Raw genomic sequence first — 15,913 nt, forward strand, 5'->3', positions numbered from 1 at the left:
CCTATGTACTATATAGATTTACCTTTTTCCACTGCGCGGGCAGGCCGCACAGCAAACTACCATACTACTTTATCACTAAACGGGCGAATTGCAAAGAAGAAAATCAAATCACTGGTAAATTCCTCCGCAATGCGATATAATGGGCAAAGCGGTATTTTACAAGGAGGTTTTTGGCATGGCAGATTTTGTGATCACAACAGACTCCAACTCGGATGTCCCGGAAGAATTTCTGGAGCAGTACAAAATTCCCGTTATCCCCCAGTACTACATGTTCGGGGACACTGTATACGGGGATGAGATCAAGATGGAGCCGTCAGAATTTTATGAGACCATGAGGAAGGGAGAGCTTCCCAAATCCATGGCAAACAATCCGGAGGTGATCCGTGAAAAGTTTACGGCTATATTAAAACAGAGAAAGGATATTCTTCACATCGCTTTTTCCAGCGCCCTCAGCGGCAGCTGCCAGAACGTGCAGGTGGCGGCCAGGGACCTGATGGAGGACTTCCCGGGCAGAAGGATCCTTGTATTTGACTCCCTCAACGCCTCCCTGGGCGAAGGGGTATCCGTCATGCGGGCGGCGCAGCTCAAAGAGGAAGGGCGATCCATGGAGGAGATCTATGATACGCTGACAGAGGAGAGAGACCATATAAATGTGTATTTCACGGTGGACGATCTTCACCATCTCCAGAGAGGCGGACGGGTCTCCAAGACGACGGCTGTGGTGGGCAGCATGATCAACATCAAGCCCCTTCTTACGGTGACGGCCTCCGGGGAGCTGAAGTCTGACGGTACGGTGCGGGGCAGGAAGAAAGCCCTGAAGACTCTGGTGACAAAGATGGAGCAGTCCCTTGACACGGAGCGCTTCGGCAAGGACAGGCCTGTAGCCATCGTGCACGGAGACTGCCTGGAGGACGCCAGGGCTGTGAAGGAGCAGGTGGCGGAGCTGGGCTTTGACAATATCGTGATCAATGATGTGAGCCCAAGCATCGGCACCCACGCGGGCCCCGGTGTGGTGGGACTGATCTTTTACGGGAAAACAGTACAGTAAGGGTACGATAGCAGAGGCTTTACCTGGATTTGACAAAGGCTTAATCCTTTTGTGACAATTGTATGTTAATCTTTCTATATCAACATTTTAGGACAGTGAGGATGTGGAAGATGAGAAAAGAGAGAAGAAGCCGCAAAAGGATTAAAGCCGATCTGATGAGATCCTACTACAGCATGGAATCAAAGGTGGACGCCAAGGCAAGGGAAGTGTTTAAGAGAAAGCCCTACACGGCGGCGCACTAGAGATGGCATGCGGTACAGATCCTGAGAGTATCCCATATCAGTCCGGAAAGAAAAGACGGATATGGGATTTTTTTCTGCTTAAATGCAAAGGCAGCTAAAAAACATAGGAAGAGGCATTCAGTATTATGACAAATATGGAAAGAAGAGAGGCGATGAGAGGGATGTCCATCGCCCTCATTGGAGGGATATTCTGGGGACTGGCAGGCGTCTTTGGACAGTTCTTATTTGAGTATAAGGGGACAAACGCCAGGTGGCTTGTCAGCGTCCGGCTTGTGATCGCGGGCATCCTGCTCCTGTCCACAGTGCTTGTCAAGCAGAGGAATACCTTCTGGAAGATCTGGACAGACAAAAGGGACGCTCTTATCCTTGTCCTCTTTGCCATCTTCGGGATGGCTGGCTGCCAGCTCTCCTACTACACGGCGGTGGAGCTCTCCAACGCGGGGACAGCCACGGTGCTGCAGTACACAGCGCCGGTGCTGATCCTGGGGTATGAGTCTGTCCGCATGAGGAGGTGCCCGAAGGGCTTTGAGATTGCAGCCCTGATCCTGGCGCTGGGAGGGACGTTTCTTCTGGCCACCCACGGAAATGTCCGAACCATGGCCCTTTCCGGGGAGGCTCTGGCCTGGGGGCTTTTGTCCGCGGTCATGATGGCTGTGTATAATCTGCTCCCCACAAAGCTTATGAAAAAGTACGGCACCTTCTGTGTCATCGGCTGGGGTATGCTGGTGGGCGGCATTGTGCTGTCCGCCTTTACCCGCCCCTGGCATGTGGCCGGGCACTGGGATCTGGAGGCGGTGGGAGCTCTGGCGGTGGTCATCGTTGTGGGAACAGTGCTGTCCTTCTCCTTCTATATGGAGGGAGTGCGTATGATCGGGGCGGCAAAGGCCAGCCTGCTGGCCTCTGTGGAGCCTGTCACAGCCACTGTGGCATCGGCCCTTATCATGCATGTTGTGTTTGCGGGGATAGATGTGGCTGGCATCCTGTGCATTCTGGCTGCGGTGCTCCTTTTATCTCTGCCGGGACTGAAAAAAGACAGGTAATGGAAAGATACAGAGAAATCCAGAAAAAATATAAAGAATAAAGAGGAGAAAGCAATGGAAAAATCAAAAGTGTATTTTACTGACCTCCGGGCTCTGCCTGGAACCAACCTTCCCCGGAAGCTGCAGAAGCTGATCAAAAAGGCGGGCATCGGGGAGATTGATTTTGAGAAGAAGATGACGGCCATCAAGATCCATTTCGGAGAGCCGGGCAATCTGTCTTTCCTTCGGCCAAACTATGCCAAGGCGGTGGCAGACGTGATCAAGGAGCTGGGAGGACGTCCCTTCCTGACAGACTGCAACACACTCTATGTGGGCAGAAGAAAGGATGCGCTGGAGCACCTTTCCGCAGCCTATGAGAACGGGTTTAACATCCTATCCACAGGCTGCCATATTATTATTGCCGACGGCCTGAAGGGGACAGATGAGGCCTATGTGCCGGTGCGGGGAGGAGAGCTGGTCAAGGAGGCGAAGATCGGCCGGGCCATTATGGACGCGGACATCTTTATCAGCCTCAACCATTTTAAAGGGCATGAGGCCACCGGATTCGGCGGAGCCCTCAAGAACATTGGCATGGGCTGCGGGAGCAGAGCCGGCAAGATGGAGCAGCACAATAGCGGCAAGCCGACTGTGGACAGGGAGCACTGTGTGGGCTGCCGCGTCTGTTCAAAGAACTGCGCCCACGGCGCTATTTCCTTCCCGGAGAAGAAGGCCAGCATTGACCACGACAAATGCGTGGGCTGCGGACGGTGCCTGGGAGCCTGCAACTTTGACGCCATCTACAACGAGAACAGCTCCGCGGTGAAGGATCTGGATATGAAGATCGCGGAGTACTCCAAGGCGGTGCTGGACGGCAGACCGAATTTCCACATCAACCTGGTCATCGATGTATCGCCCTACTGTGACTGCCATGCGGAGAACGATCTTCCCATCCTGCCGGATGTGGGCATGTTCGCCAGCTTTGATCCGGTGGCCCTGGACCAGGCCTGCGCGGATGCCTGCAACGCGCAGCAGCCCATACCGGGAAGCCTTCTGGACGACCGGATGCACGAGCGCGATTTCTGCGATCACCACGACCACTTTGTCAACACCACGCCGGAGAGCGAGTGGGAGACCTGTCTGGCCCATGCGGAGAAGATCGGCATCGGCACAAGGGAGTATGAGCTGATCGAAGTGAAATAGAGGACACAATGATTATAAAGTGAGACAGACGGCAAAAAGCTGACCCTGCCGAGGCGACAAAGGCCTCTAGCGCAGGGTCAGCTTTTGTATCTGCTGCTGTATGAGCACCCCGGCGGCCTCGCTGAAGCGCTCCATTTTCTCTATGCGGACAAAATCATTGCCAAAGATCTCCCGGGCGGCGCTGGTGTCCCCGTCGGCGCCGGTCAGGATGCCGCACACGTATACATCCTTTTTCCGCAGGGCCCGGACCTCAGCGGCAGTGTCCTTCACGCCGGCCTGACCGGAGTAGTCCTGGCTCACAAGCCTCCTGGAGGAACCGGCTGGGGTGGCGGGGATCCGCCGGTCGTCGTTAGGGCTGGCGTCGGTGAGGACGATGAGAAGGCGATTCCTTGCAGGAGAGTCCTCCATCAGGTGCCCGGCGCCCCGGAGGGCCAGGCCGTCCCTGTTCCATCCGGCCGCGAAATACCGGAAGATGTGCTCCGCCTGTCCCGGATCTGTCTGGCTGTAGTCCACAAACCTCTGTAGGACCGTGTAGCCCCGGACGCTGAGAAAGGAGAAGACCTGTACCGGTATGCGGCAAAGCTGCAGGCTTCGGGCGATGACATAGCCCTGGGCCGCGATGATCTCCTGGCTCTGAAGCCGTGAGGCGGAGGCGTCCAGCATCAGATCCACAGAGAAGTCTGCCTCCGACTCATCCAGCGTGTCCATGAAGACCCGTGGATCGTCCAGGTAGAGTCCCCTCCAGATCTGGGAGGGGAAGAGGACGCCGGACCGGCTGCGGACCCGGATGGGCTGGGGATAGACCAGAAGACTGCTTCGTATCTGTTCCGAGAGCCGGGTGATGCTGGCCCTGTAGAGCCTGTATCTGCCCTGGAAATGTGCTTTATTCCTGTACATCTGGGCGGCGGCGTCCCGCCGAACCTTCTGCACCGCGGTGTCCGGGGAGGGGGCGGCTCCCTGCTGGCCGTCTGTAAAATAGAGATGGCATCTGGCATGGGCGTCCCGGCACAGCTCATCCTCGATCCGCCGCCATTCCTCCTCCGTGTACAGAGGCTTTCCAAAGCAGCCCTCTATATAGAGGAGATCCGCCTTCTGGACAGCCGGGTTCTGGCGGCCCACATCCAGGCCTCTGCGTCCTTCGGCGACCCGGCCCTCCCCGGGGATGACGCCGGTCATGAGGAGCGTGTCCGTGCGGACCAGGCGGGAGGGGAGTCTGCGAAGAAGGAAGCGGCGGAGCTTTTGGCGAAGGCCGGCCAGGACAGAGGGACGTCCGGGGGAGGAGAGGATCGGGAAATATCTGCGGAAGACCTGAAGGGTCCGCTCTCTGATCTCCTGCGCTGTCATGGCCCCATCGTACTGGAGGTCTGCAAAGAGTCGCCTCTCCCAGGGGTTCACAAGGCCCGCCTCCTTTCCCAGGACCAGACGGCACCGGGCTGCCTGGAGAGCGTAGACAAGACTGTTCTGGGCCATCCACTGCTGCCGGGATCGGGACAGCTCCTGGGCGAAGAATGTTTCTGCATGGCGCAGGCGCATTTCGGACAGCACAGGCCGCTGGGCTGATTCCCTCTCATAGGCGCAGCTTTCCAGGGCGACCCAGAGAAGGCCGTCCAGCGTTTCCCGGAGGAAAGAGCGGTTGATCTGGTCAAAGAGCTCCCCCATGATGTCCGGGTCATACCACTTGTGTACATATCCGATGATGGAGTTCATGTAAAAGTCCGGCTCCCCGTCCTGCCAGAAGGCGGTGAAGGAAGGGGTGAAGGAGTAGTCGCCGGCGGCAGTCCATATGATATTTAGAGCCCGCCTCTGAGGGCGGGGAAGCTTCTTTTCCTGCATGTTCTGGTATACCGCCTCTCTGCTACGGCCGGAAGATGGCCTGTGCGTCTGTCTTTTTGGAAATCCTGGATGCGATGATATCCCGAACAAGGGACTGCTCGTACTCGTCCGGGGTCTTGTTTGTCAGGCCCATGTCCAGAGCCTGACAAGGGGCCAGCCCTCCCTGCATCATCCGCAGAGCACCGGTGAGTCCCCGCAGATCCAGTACCTTTTCCGTCAGCTCACCGCTCCTGCATTTATCCCTTATATCAATGAAAAGAGAGGTGAACTGCCGGACATAGTCAGGCTTCATGGCGGGAAACTCTCTGGTGAGCAGACGGGAGAGATCCTCCTTTGCGATTTCCGGCATGATAAGGATCATAAAGCGGGAGGAGAGCGCCTCGTTCAGTTCCCGCGTCCCGGCATAGCCGTAGTTCATAGTGGCGATGAACCGGGTGGCGCCGTGGATCCGGATTTTTTTATATCCGGGGATCTGGACAAAGCGGCGGAAGTCCAGGACTGAGTGGAGGACTGCCAGAGCCTCATTCCTGGCCATATTGATCTCATCCAGCACACAGAAGCCTCCCCCTGCGGCAGCCTCGCTGACCGGGCCGGGGCGGAAGGTGACCTCCCCGTTTTTAAATGTGTCTGTCCCCAGCATGGACGCCGCGTCGGCATTGATGTGGAGGGAGACGTTGTATACCGGCCGCCCGAAGGCGGCAGCCAGATTTTCCGCCAGCACGTTTTTCCCGGTGGCTTTGGCCCCCGCCAGGAGCAGGTTTTCGCCGGCCAGAAGAGCCTGGGCAGCCTGTTCCCACACGTTCCTTCCATAATAAAAATAGCGGGGCGTTTCCGCAGCCTCCGTCTCCAGCGCATAGGCTTTCCTGAATTCCTTTATCCCATTGATCACCTGTGGATCGATCTGTTCTTCCTCTAAAAATTTCAGCACAATGATCCCTCGCTTCCTCATAAATTGACAGGTGTATTATATCACTTTGGTAAAAAAATGAGAAGAATAGTCGGAATACTGAAAAAAATATTAAAATAGATCAAGAGATATTGATTAAAAAAGTTTCTTTACTTTTAAAATTCGCACTGTTATACTAAATTAGTGCGTAAAAGTGTAGTTTATGGAATGAGAAAAAGGAGGGAAACATATGGCAACTTTTATTATCGGTCTCGTGATCCTGTTCGTCGGCGCTGCGCTGTACGGCAAATTCTGCGAGCATGTATTTGGGCCTGATGACAGGAAGACTCCTGCCTACACAAAACAGGACGGTCTGGACTATGTTCCCATGAGAGAGTGGAAGAACAGTCTGATCAACCTGCTGAATATTGCAGGTACAGGCCCGATCCTTGGACCTATCCAGGGAATTCTTTTCGGGCCTATCGCATTTATCACGATCCCTATCGGAAATATTATCGGCGGCGCTATGCACGATTACTTTTCCGGTATGATCTGTCTGCGTGACGGAGGTACACAGATGCCGGATATGATCCGCAGATACAGCAACAAAGGCGTGTACACTGTTTACCAGATTTTCTGCAGTCTGCTGCTTCTTCTGGTAGGCGCTGTATTTATCTACACACCTGGCGACATTGCCGCGACACAGGTGTTCGGCTTTGACGGAAAGGCAACCTCCGTTTCCACATGGGTGATCTACGGTGTGATCTTTGTTTACTACCTGGTCGCTACTGTATTCCCCATCGACAAGATCATCGGACGTATCTACCCGATCTTCGGAGCAATCCTTCTGTTCTCCGCACTCGGCGTATTTGTCGGCCTTTTTGCAAAGGGCTACCCGCTGATCAACATCTGGGACAACTGGAACGGCGCTCTTGTATCCTACGGTGACTATTTCAGTGCAAACCACTTTATCCCGATCTTCTTCATCACGGTGGCATGTGGTATTCTGTCTGGATTCCACTCCACACAGACAGCCATCATCTCCCGTACAATGAAGAGCGAGCGCCAGGGCCGCATGACATTCTACAACATGATGGTTCTGGAGGGATTCATCGCTATGGTTTGGGCTGCAGGCGCCATGGGCGTTTACAACCTGGGACTGCAGGCTGCGGATGCTTCACTTGCCACAGCTACCATCGGTGTTGTCTGCAAGGATATCCTTGGACCTGTGGGCGGCGTGATCGCTCTTCTGGGCGTCATCGTACTTCCCATCACATCCGGAGATACAGCCCTTCGCTCCCTGCGTATGGCCATCTCTGATGCCCTTCACCTTGATCAGAAAAATGTGAAAAAACGTCTGGGCCTGGCAGCTGTTATCTTCATCCTGGTTGCTGTCATCCTTGTATTTGCAAAGAGCAATGCGGAAGGATTCAACATCCTGTGGCGTTACTTCGCATGGTCAAACCAGACGCTGTCGCTGTTCGCCTTCATCGCCATCTCTGTATGGATGTTTGAGAACGGAAAAGCAAAATTTGTCTGGATGCCTCTGATCCCGGGCGCATGGTATGCCTTTGTCACAATTACATACATTGTAAACGCCAAGATCGGCTTCAATGTACCGTGGGGCGCATCCTATGTGATCGGTGTCATTGCGGCAGCCGTTTATGTCGCACTCATTATCTGGTACGGCAAAAAGCGCGCGGCACGCAAGGCGCAGAACGCATAATGTAACAGAACCATATACACTTTGCATAGAGAGGGGCAGGGCCTTGACGGTCCTGCCCTTTGTCTGCGCGATAAAATTTAGTTTCCCGAAGAAATGATCTTTGCCGGAAAATGATTTTACAAGAGAAATGATTTTGAGAGAGGTGAATGAGATGCAGCTTGCGAGCTTTGTTTTTGTGGGACTGGGCGGGGCTGTGGGAGCCATGCTCCGGTACGCTGTCAGCCTTCTGCCCTACAAGGGTACCTTCCCTGTGCTGACCCTTGCGACCAATCTGCTGGGGGCCCTGGCCATCGGCGTGATCGCCGGTATGGCGGCCAGGAGGCAGGCCCCGGAGGGGCTGGTGCTCTTCCTGAAGACGGGAGTGTGCGGCGGTTTTACGACCTTTTCCACCTTCTCACTGGAGGCCTGGCAGCTCCTGGAGAAGGGGCATCCGGGCCTTGCCGTGACTTATATGCTGCTCAGTGTCCTGGGCTGTCTTGCCGGCGTGGCTGCAGGTCTGTGGGCTGCCTCCAGGTGGTAAACTCTGCCCGGCTGCGCATGGCGGAGGTAAAGGGCAGGATGACCATGACAAGAGATGGCATGTGCCCCCGGGGAACAGTCAATAGAATTCAGGCATATAGTTTGCTCGCAGCATTTGCAGAGGCCATTTTTGCTCCTATGGACTTGCCGGGAGAAAAGAAATCCTATAAAATAGCGTCATGTGCAGTGGTTTGCCGCAAGTGTTTTCGCCAGCGGCAAAGGAAAATGAAAAGAGGTTTTACTTATGAATATCATCAACATTGAACATATCAGCAAGGTTTTTGGCGGCAAGACGATTTTTGAGGACGCCTCCTACGGCGTGCAGGAGGGGGACAAGGTGGGGATCATCGGCATCAACGGGACTGGAAAGACCACCCTCCTGCGCCTTGTGGCAGGGCTGGAGACACCGGATGAGGGGCAGATCGTGACCCGCAGCGGCATCCGCATGGCCTACCTCTCACAGACGCCTCAGTTTGAGGACGGGGCCACGGTCTCCTCCTGGGCCTTCAGCGGGGATCCGGATATGGACTGGAAGGTGCAGAGCAATCTCAATGAGCTGGGCATCACGGACTGGGAAGCCCCCATCGATACCCTGTCCGGCGGGCAGAAGAAGCGGACCGCCATGGCCAGGCTGCTGGCGGACTCCTTTGATGTGCTGCTTCTGGACGAGCCCACCAACCACCTGGATCAGGAGATGATCAGCTGGCTGGAGGACTATCTGAAATCCTTCCGGGGCACTGTTCTGATGGTGACTCACGACCGGTATTTTCTGGACAAGGTGACAGACAGAATTCTGGAAATTGACTGGGGAAAGATTTACGGATACGAGGCGAATTATTCACAGTTCCTTGAGCTGAAGGCGGCCAGGGAGGAGAGTGAGCTTGCCTCGGAGAGAAAGAGAAAGAGCGTCCTTCGGATGGAACTGGAGTGGGCCAGGAGGGGATGCCGCGCCAGATCCACCAAGCAGAGAGCGCGGCTGGAGAGGCTGGAGGCGCTCAAGAGCCAGGCGGCCCCTGTGGCTAAGGAGACGGCCCAGATCGATTCGGTGGAGACGAGGATGGGCAGGAAGACGGTGGAGCTGCACCACATCAGCAAGAGCTATGGCGAAAATGTGATTATCCGGGATTTTGACTACATTTTCCTGAAAAATCAGAAGGTGGGGATCGTGGGGCCCAACGGCTGCGGAAAATCCACCCTGCTGAAGATCATTGCCGGGGAGGTGGAGCCGGATGGCGGACAGGTGGAAGTGGGGGAGACTGTGCGGATAGCTTATTTCTCCCAGGAGCTGCCCCAGATGGACACAGAGCAGAGAGTCATCGACTATGTGAAGGATATAGGCGAGTATGTGCAGACAAAGGAGGGCAGGATAAGCGCCTCCCAGATGCTGGAGCGCTTTCTCTTTACGCCGGAAATGCAGTATTCTCCGGTCGGAAAGCTGTCCGGCGGAGAGAAGAAGCGCCTTTATCTGCTTGGGATCCTGCAGTCAAACCCCAATTTCCTCGTCCTTGACGAGTGCACCAACGACCTGGACATCCCCACCATGACGATCCTGGAGGACTACCTGTCCGCCTTTACAGGGATCGTAGTGACTGTCTCTCATGATCGGTATTTCCTGGACAATGTGGCGGACCGGATCTTTGAGTTCTGCGGAGGAGGAGCTCTCAGACAGTATGAGGGAGGCTATACGGACTACATCGAGACAAAGGGGCGGGAGGAGATTTCCGCCGGGATCCACAGTCAGGCTCCGGGAAAGAAGAGCGAGGCAGAAGCACAGGATAAAAGCGGGGCGAAGGACTGGAAGCAGCACAGGAACGCAAAGCTCAAATTCTCCTACAAAGAACAGAGAGAGTACGAGACCATTGATGAGGACATAGCGGCCCTGGAGGAGAAGCTGGAGGAGCTGGACGGGGAGATTATGGCCAACGCTACCAACTCGGCAAAGCTTGGGGAGCTGATGGAGAAAAAGGAGCAGGCGCAGGCAGAGCTGGACGAGAAGATGGAACGGTGGGTCTATCTGACAGAGCTGGCCGAGAAAATAGAGGGGCAGAAGTAGGATTTACGGAAGCAAAATTTCCTGAAAATAAAAGTTTCTGGAAACTGCTTGACAAAACTATATAGAATTGCTATTATAAAAAAACAGAACGCACTCTGTTTTTGAAAAAATCAAATGAAAAGAGGTGCAGATATGAATAGGGTATTTTCACTGCTGGTTGACAACACGCCGGGTGTGCTGAGTCGAATTTCAGGACTTTTCAGCCGGCGGGGCTACAGTATTGACAGCATTACCGCAGGTGTGACCGCTGATCCCCGCTTTACAAGAATTACGATCGTGTCAAGTGGCGACGAGCTGATCCTCTCTCAGATCGAGAAGCAGGTACGCAAGCTGGAGGATGTCATTGAGATCAAGGTGCTGAAAGAGGGCGAGTCCGTTTACCGCGAGCTGATCATGGTGAAGGTGAGAGCTAACGCGGCCCAGAGGGCGGAGATCATCTCCGTGGCAGATATTTTCCGGGCCAAGGTGGTGGATGTGGAGAAGGAGTCCCTGATGCTGGAGCTGACAGGAAATCAGTCCAAGCTGGAGGCTTTCTTAAATCTCCTTGACGGCTATGAGATACTGGAGCTGGCGAGAACCGGAATTACCGGACTGTCCAGAGGAGTCAAGAACATCACTGTGATTGACGAGAACGGACAGAAGAGGACATGGAACCCGGACGACGGCGCCAAGTAAAATGTGCATGCTAAAGGACTAAAGCCTTTAACAATATAAAGATTATATTTTAGGAGGAATGTAAAAATGGCAGCAAGAATTTTTTACCAGGAAGACTGTAATTTATCAGCACTGGAAGGACAGAAGATCGCAATCATCGGATACGGAAGCCAGGGACATGCCCACGCGCTGAACCTGAAAGAGTCCGGATGCGATGTCATCGTAGGACTTTACGAGGGAAGCAAGTCCTGGGCCAAGGCTGAGGCACAGGGATTTAAGGTATACACAGCAGCAGAGGCCGCAAAGCAGGCTGACGTGATCATGATCCTGATCAACGATGAGAAGCAGGCTGATATGTACAAGAAGGACATCGAGCCGAACCTGGAAGAGGGCAACATGCTGATGTTCGCACACGGCTTCAACATCCATTTCGGATGCATCAAGCCGCCGAAGAACGTGGATGTTACTATGATCGCTCCGAAGGCTCCGGGCCACACAGTAAGAAGCGAGTACCAGGCTGGAAAAGGAACTCCCTGCCTGATCGCTGTTGAGCAGGACGCAACAGGAAAGGCCTGGGACCGTGCACTGGCTTACGGACTGGCTATCGGCGGAGCAAGAGCCGGACTTCTGGAGACAACCTTCCGTGTTGAGACAGAGACAGACCTCTTCGGTGAGCAGGCTGTTCTTTGCGGCGGCGTATGCGCTCTGATGCAGGCTGGATTTGAGACACTGTGCGAGGCAGGATATGATCCGAGAAACGCATACTTTGAGTGTATCCACGAGATGAAGCTGATCGTAGACCTGATCTACCAGAGCGGCTTTGCCGGAATGAGATACTCCATCTCCAACACAGCAGAGTACGGTGATTACATCACAGGACCGAAGATCATCACAGAGGATACAAAGAAGGCTATGAAGAAGATCCTCTCCGATATCCAGGACGGCTCCTTCGCAAAAGAGTTCCTGCTGGATATGTCAGACGCCGGACGTCAGGTTCACTTCAAGGCCATGAGAAAGCTGGCTGCAGAGCATCCGTCAGAGAAGGTCGGAGAAGAGATCAGAAAGCTTTACAGCTGGAACGGCGAGGACAAGCTGATCAACAACTAATCAGAAATCCTACATATATAAAAGAGATGAAGAAAAGGCATCTTACGGAGCGGAAGCTCCGGAGGATGCCTTTTTTTGTTAGGCCAAGGGCCTGTTTTCTGGCCCGGAGTTTTTCGGGTTCCGAAAAACGGAGGGTTAGAAAACCAAAAAACCACTTGCTATGCAAGTGGATAAGGATGCTTCAGCTTACAGAAAAACCTCCAATGTTATAATTAATGCAGGTTCGCCAACCGCATTAAAAACAAAGGAGGTATCCATATGGATAGTAATAGTCTATCACATACCAGATGGAATTGTAAGTATCATATAGTTTTTGCACCGAAGTATAGAAGAAAAGTAGCATATGGAAAAATAAAACAGGATATAGCCAATATCCTAAGTATGTTATGCAAGAGGAAAGGCGTAAAAATTATAGAAGCAGAGATATGTCCAGATCACGTCCATATGCTGGTAGAAATTCCGCCAAGCACGAGTGTATCGTATTTTGTAGGGTATCTGAAAGGGAAAAGTACACTAATGATATTCGAGCGGCATGCCAATTTGAAATATAAATATGGGAACCGACATTTCTGGTGCAGAGGATACTACGTAGATACGGTAGGGAAAAATGCGAAGAAAATAGAGGAATATATAGCCAATCAGCTACAGGAAGATCTGGAATATGATCAAATGACACTGAAAGAGTATATAGACCCGTTCACGGGTGAGCCAGTAAAGCAAAACAGATAAGAAGAGCCCTTTAGGGCTCAAGTAAGAAAATGATGTTGCGATTGGCGAACCAAATCGATGAGTCTTTAGACTCCAGTGCCGGTAAAAGACCCTTATAGGGTCAAAGCAAGCCACCGGCTAAGCCGGTGGTCTTGACTAGATGCGTTATGCGCCTACGAATAGAAGTCGATCCGCTTGGTGCTTTCGTCTATGCGATAGTCCAGGTCAAAGAGCCCGGCGAAATCCTCGACCTTCAGGCCGACGCAGAAGCGGGCACCCACCTCCGTGTCCTCGTCTGCGGTGACAAAGGGAAGGTTTAGAGGCTCTCCATTTTTCATCACGTTGAATTCCGTGATCTCATTATCGGAGAACTGGCTCTCCATCTGCCAGGTGTCGTCTCCGATCTTCCAGGATGACAGCCACAGTCCCTCCTCCGGCTCCAGGCAGTAGCTGCCGCCCAGGGCACTGACATACTCCCGCACGATCAGAGGCACGCTGGCGGAGTCGGTGACATATCCGATATCGCATGGAAGCATGTAGGAGCCGGTCTCCTGGCTGTACCAGCAGTAGCAGAAACGATCCGTGATCAGGGACCACTGGTTGACGGAGTCCTCCTGGCTGTTGTAGGTCATTTTTTTACCGTCCAGATAAATCGAGTCCAGTCTGGTCATGTGCTTACCGCGGGTGTATTCCTCGGGGATAGCGGCTAACTCGTCCAACTGGTTGTCCACGCACATCTGTGCATACTCATCGGCAAGCCGCTGGTACAGCTCCTCCTGAGAGCTGAGTCCGTTGATCCCAAAGTCCGCCATGTTGATCCAGCTCTGGTGGGCTTCCATATCCTCCTGCGAAGGGTACCAGGCCAGGTGCACGCTTGTCAGGGGATTGTTCCAGAGAAAGTCCTCGTCATTGTAGGCCAGCTCCTCCCGGTAAACATCCCCCGCGCGGGCCATGACTTCAGCGACCTGCCCGAGATCGTCAAAGGAGAGAAGCCCGATCCACCCGTCGTCGTAGGTGGGAAGCTCCTCCAGGATACGGACGGCCCTGTCGTAATAGAGGTCATGGATCTCCGACACGTAGGTGCAGGAGATTTCCTTTGAGTAAAGAATTGTGCTGCTCCCGTCAATCGTGACGTTTTTCAGATAGCTGTTGGCTGTGAATGTGAGATCCCGCTCCCTGGAGCGGAAGGTGTACTCTACATTTTTGGGACGGTCCTCCACCTGCTCTGATGAGACCAGCTCAAACTCCTCGTCCGGGCAGACGGAGCGGACGTAGTCCAGCACCTCCTCCTCGCCGGACACATCGCTGTCAATGGTGGTACAGGAGGCGAGGAGCAGGGAGGAGAGAAGAGCGGCGAGCAGGGCGGGGAGGACGCGCCTCTTTAAATGTCTTTGTGTTTTCTGTCTGTTCATATTGACCCCTCATATTTTATAAAAAATCTAGTATTGAGTTTCTCATGGTTTGATTATATCATAGAGAAAAAGAGGGGGATATATTATATGGAGAACAAAATTATTTACAGTGAGATACCGGACAATCTGAGGGAGCAGAGTGAAAATTTAAAGAAGCCTGTCGACATTGCCCATATGATTTTTTTCCCGGTAGTTCCATTTCTTTTGAGCGTGGACCAGTGGCTTGAGATACCCAGAGAAGATCTTTACTTTTACAAAGCGAGATATTTTGTGTTTTCGCTCATCCTTTCTCTTCTCCCCGTCCTTGTCGGCTTTTTATATGCCAGGCGGAAGGCGAGAAAGAGGCAGGAGAAGATATGCCGATGCATGGAACGCGCACAGCAGGAGGACTGCATACTGACATTTTCAGAAGAAGGGATATGTCTTTTCTCCAAGAAAACAGGAGAAGCAAAAGATATCCCGTATGAAGGTGTGAAGGAGATACTCGAAGAGAGGGATGCTTTTCATATTCTGTTGGACAGGGGAGAAAAGACATTTCTGAAAAAATATCTGGACTTTGAGAGCATGGAAAAGCTGGAGACACTATCGAAAATCTATTGCCCGGACAGATATGTGCGGGAGGGAGAAGAAAAAGTGGAGGAGATCTCAGTCTCTATCCCGGCCATTTCCAGCGATACGTGGACAAAGATCCGTGGAAAGCTGCGCACAGATGAGGCAAAGAAAGCGGTTCGGGCCTATACAGCCCGGTTCACAAGGGAAATGGAGATAAAGGAAGATCAGACATTCATAGCAGGGGGAGTGGCCATAACCGCGATGGGAGTCGTGATTTCTTACTTTGAAAGCGGAGACTTTTCCCACATTTTAGCTGTCTTTGCCACTCTGTTAGGTCTGGCTCTGACTGGATATAGCCAGGCGCTGCGTGGTCTGATGTGGGCCTTCCTCCGGCTGTGCGGCATACCTTCGTTCTATGAGGCAATTAGAAAGCGGGATGAATATGCCGCAAAGGAATACCGTCTTGGCAAAGAGGGGATTTGTGATCAGATGACTGGCATTTTTTATCCGTATGACAATATCGGGCCTGTCATCGAGACAGAAGAGAAACTGAGGGTGGGACGCGTTTTTACATATGAAAAAGGCAACGACCCGGAACAATTTGACAGGCTGCGCGCTATGCTGAAAAAATATACGCCGGACCAGTACAGATACTATGAATTTTCGGGAGAGGCAGAAGAGAAGAAGGAAGGGAAGGCCGGGTATATTGCGGCGGCTGTTGTCCTTCTGTTTGTTCTCTTTGGCCGTTTCCTGCTCCCGCCCTGGTATGAGACGGATTTATTTGTCCGTTTTCTGGCGGTTCCCAGGGATGTATATTTAGATAGCCTTTTTCACTAAAGAGTACCGAACAAAATCTATACAAAAATATATCTGACAACATTCCATTTTTTGCTAATTTGTGCTAAAATATGAACTAGCAGAAAAAAAGAAAAAACTGCCCGCGGCAGAAGGGAG

14 protein-coding genes are annotated in these 15,913 nt (G+C 53.0%); 11 read left to right on the top strand and 3 right to left on the bottom strand.

What is annotated here, in order from left to right:
* Positions 1–175 precede the first annotated feature (175 nt).
* The 4 genes from NI21_RS0106930 to NI21_RS0106940 all read left to right on the top strand — a co-directional run bounded on the left by NI21_RS0106930 (position 176) and on the right by NI21_RS0106940 (position 3,509).
* Positions 176–1,048, top strand: a complete 873-nt coding sequence (locus NI21_RS0106930; protein WP_033125499.1) for a DegV family protein — start codon at positions 176–178, stop codon at positions 1,046–1,048.
* 110 nt (positions 1,049–1,158) lie between these two features.
* A complete protein-coding gene (locus NI21_RS17170) occupies positions 1,159–1,290 on the top strand; it encodes a hypothetical protein (protein WP_255349846.1) in 132 nt (43 codons plus the stop codon).
* Between the two features lie 125 nt (positions 1,291–1,415).
* Positions 1,416–2,330 (top strand): DMT family transporter, encoded by a 915-nt coding sequence (locus NI21_RS0106935; protein ID WP_033125500.1) that lies wholly within the window; start codon positions 1,416–1,418, stop codon positions 2,328–2,330.
* 54 nt (positions 2,331–2,384) lie between these two features.
* Complete coding sequence (locus NI21_RS0106940; RefSeq protein WP_033125501.1) at positions 2,385–3,509, top strand: DUF362 domain-containing protein; 1,125 nt, start codon at positions 2,385–2,387, stop codon at positions 3,507–3,509.
* A gap of 66 nt (positions 3,510–3,575) precedes the next feature.
* Here the strand turns inward: NI21_RS0106940 and NI21_RS0106945 are convergent, their stop codons facing one another.
* Complete coding sequence (locus NI21_RS0106945; protein ID WP_033125502.1) at positions 3,576–5,342, bottom strand: hypothetical protein; 1,767 nt, start codon at positions 5,340–5,342, stop codon at positions 3,576–3,578.
* Between the two features lie 22 nt (positions 5,343–5,364).
* Positions 5,365–6,270 (bottom strand): MoxR family ATPase, encoded by a 906-nt coding sequence (locus tag NI21_RS0106950; protein ID WP_347562482.1) that lies wholly within the window; start codon positions 6,268–6,270, stop codon positions 5,365–5,367.
* 208 nt (positions 6,271–6,478) lie between these two features.
* Between NI21_RS0106950 and NI21_RS0106955 the strand changes: the two genes are divergently transcribed.
* The 6 genes from NI21_RS0106955 (at position 6,479) to tnpA (ending at position 13,016) form a co-directional block, all read left to right on the top strand.
* Entirely contained in the window at positions 6,479–7,954 is a 1,476-nt protein-coding gene (locus NI21_RS0106955) for a carbon starvation protein A (RefSeq protein ID WP_033125503.1), read from the top strand.
* 142 nt (positions 7,955–8,096) lie between these two features.
* On the top strand, positions 8,097–8,474 hold the full coding sequence (gene crcB, locus NI21_RS0106960) for a fluoride efflux transporter CrcB (RefSeq protein ID WP_330635874.1): 378 nt from the start codon (positions 8,097–8,099) through the stop codon (positions 8,472–8,474).
* Positions 8,475–8,717: 243 nt separating this feature from the next.
* Positions 8,718–10,526, top strand: coding sequence for an ABC-F family ATP-binding cassette domain-containing protein (locus NI21_RS0106965; RefSeq protein ID WP_033125504.1), 1,809 nt, complete (start codon positions 8,718–8,720; stop codon positions 10,524–10,526).
* Positions 10,527–10,658: 132 nt separating this feature from the next.
* Entirely contained in the window at positions 10,659–11,201 is a 543-nt protein-coding gene (gene ilvN, locus NI21_RS0106970; protein ID WP_052083993.1) for an acetolactate synthase small subunit, read from the top strand.
* A 66-nt stretch (positions 11,202–11,267) separates the two neighbouring features.
* Entirely contained in the window at positions 11,268–12,287 is a 1,020-nt protein-coding gene (gene ilvC / locus NI21_RS0106975; RefSeq protein ID WP_033125505.1) for a ketol-acid reductoisomerase, read from the top strand.
* A 258-nt stretch (positions 12,288–12,545) separates the two neighbouring features.
* Positions 12,546–13,016 (top strand): IS200/IS605-like element ISEnfa200 family transposase, encoded by a 471-nt coding sequence (gene tnpA, locus NI21_RS0106980; protein WP_033125506.1) that lies wholly within the window; start codon positions 12,546–12,548, stop codon positions 13,014–13,016.
* 152 nt (positions 13,017–13,168) lie between these two features.
* Here tnpA and NI21_RS0106985 read toward each other — a convergent pair whose 3' ends face one another.
* Positions 13,169–14,407, bottom strand: coding sequence for a hypothetical protein (locus NI21_RS0106985; protein WP_052083994.1), 1,239 nt, complete (start codon positions 14,405–14,407; stop codon positions 13,169–13,171).
* A gap of 87 nt (positions 14,408–14,494) precedes the next feature.
* Between NI21_RS0106985 and NI21_RS0106995 the strand changes: the two genes are divergently transcribed.
* Complete coding sequence (locus NI21_RS0106995; RefSeq protein ID WP_033125509.1) at positions 14,495–15,796, top strand: hypothetical protein; 1,302 nt, start codon at positions 14,495–14,497, stop codon at positions 15,794–15,796.
* Positions 15,797–15,913: the final 117 nt, after the last annotated feature.

The sequence above is a fragment of the Eubacterium sp. ER2 genome, from assembly GCF_000765215.1.
Lineage (GTDB): Bacteria > Bacillota > Clostridia > Lachnospirales > Lachnospiraceae > Claveliimonas > Claveliimonas intestinigallinarum.

Bases quoted from the DNA above. Each gene is read 5' to 3' on its own strand.
- NI21_RS0106930 (WP_033125499.1), top strand. From the start codon at position 176: ATGGCAGATTTTGTGATCACAACAGACTCCAACTCGGATGTCCCGGAA.
- NI21_RS17170 (WP_255349846.1), top strand. From the start codon at position 1,159: ATGAGAAAAGAGAGAAGAAGCCGCAAAAGGATTAAAGCCGATCTGATG.
- NI21_RS0106935 (WP_033125500.1), top strand. From the start codon at position 1,416: ATGACAAATATGGAAAGAAGAGAGGCGATGAGAGGGATGTCCATCGCC.
- NI21_RS0106940 (WP_033125501.1), top strand. From the start codon at position 2,385: ATGGAAAAATCAAAAGTGTATTTTACTGACCTCCGGGCTCTGCCTGGA.
- NI21_RS0106945 (WP_033125502.1), bottom strand. From the start codon at position 5,342: ATGCAGGAAAAGAAGCTTCCCCGCCCTCAGAGGCGGGCTCTAAATATC.
- NI21_RS0106955 (WP_033125503.1), top strand. From the start codon at position 6,479: ATGGCAACTTTTATTATCGGTCTCGTGATCCTGTTCGTCGGCGCTGCG.
- NI21_RS0106965 (WP_033125504.1), top strand. From the start codon at position 8,718: ATGAATATCATCAACATTGAACATATCAGCAAGGTTTTTGGCGGCAAG.
- ilvN (WP_052083993.1), top strand. From the start codon at position 10,659: ATGAATAGGGTATTTTCACTGCTGGTTGACAACACGCCGGGTGTGCTG.
- ilvC (WP_033125505.1), top strand. From the start codon at position 11,268: ATGGCAGCAAGAATTTTTTACCAGGAAGACTGTAATTTATCAGCACTG.
- tnpA (WP_033125506.1), top strand. From the start codon at position 12,546: ATGGATAGTAATAGTCTATCACATACCAGATGGAATTGTAAGTATCAT.
- NI21_RS0106985 (WP_052083994.1), bottom strand. From the start codon at position 14,407: ATGAACAGACAGAAAACACAAAGACATTTAAAGAGGCGCGTCCTCCCC.
- NI21_RS0106995 (WP_033125509.1), top strand. From the start codon at position 14,495: ATGGAGAACAAAATTATTTACAGTGAGATACCGGACAATCTGAGGGAG.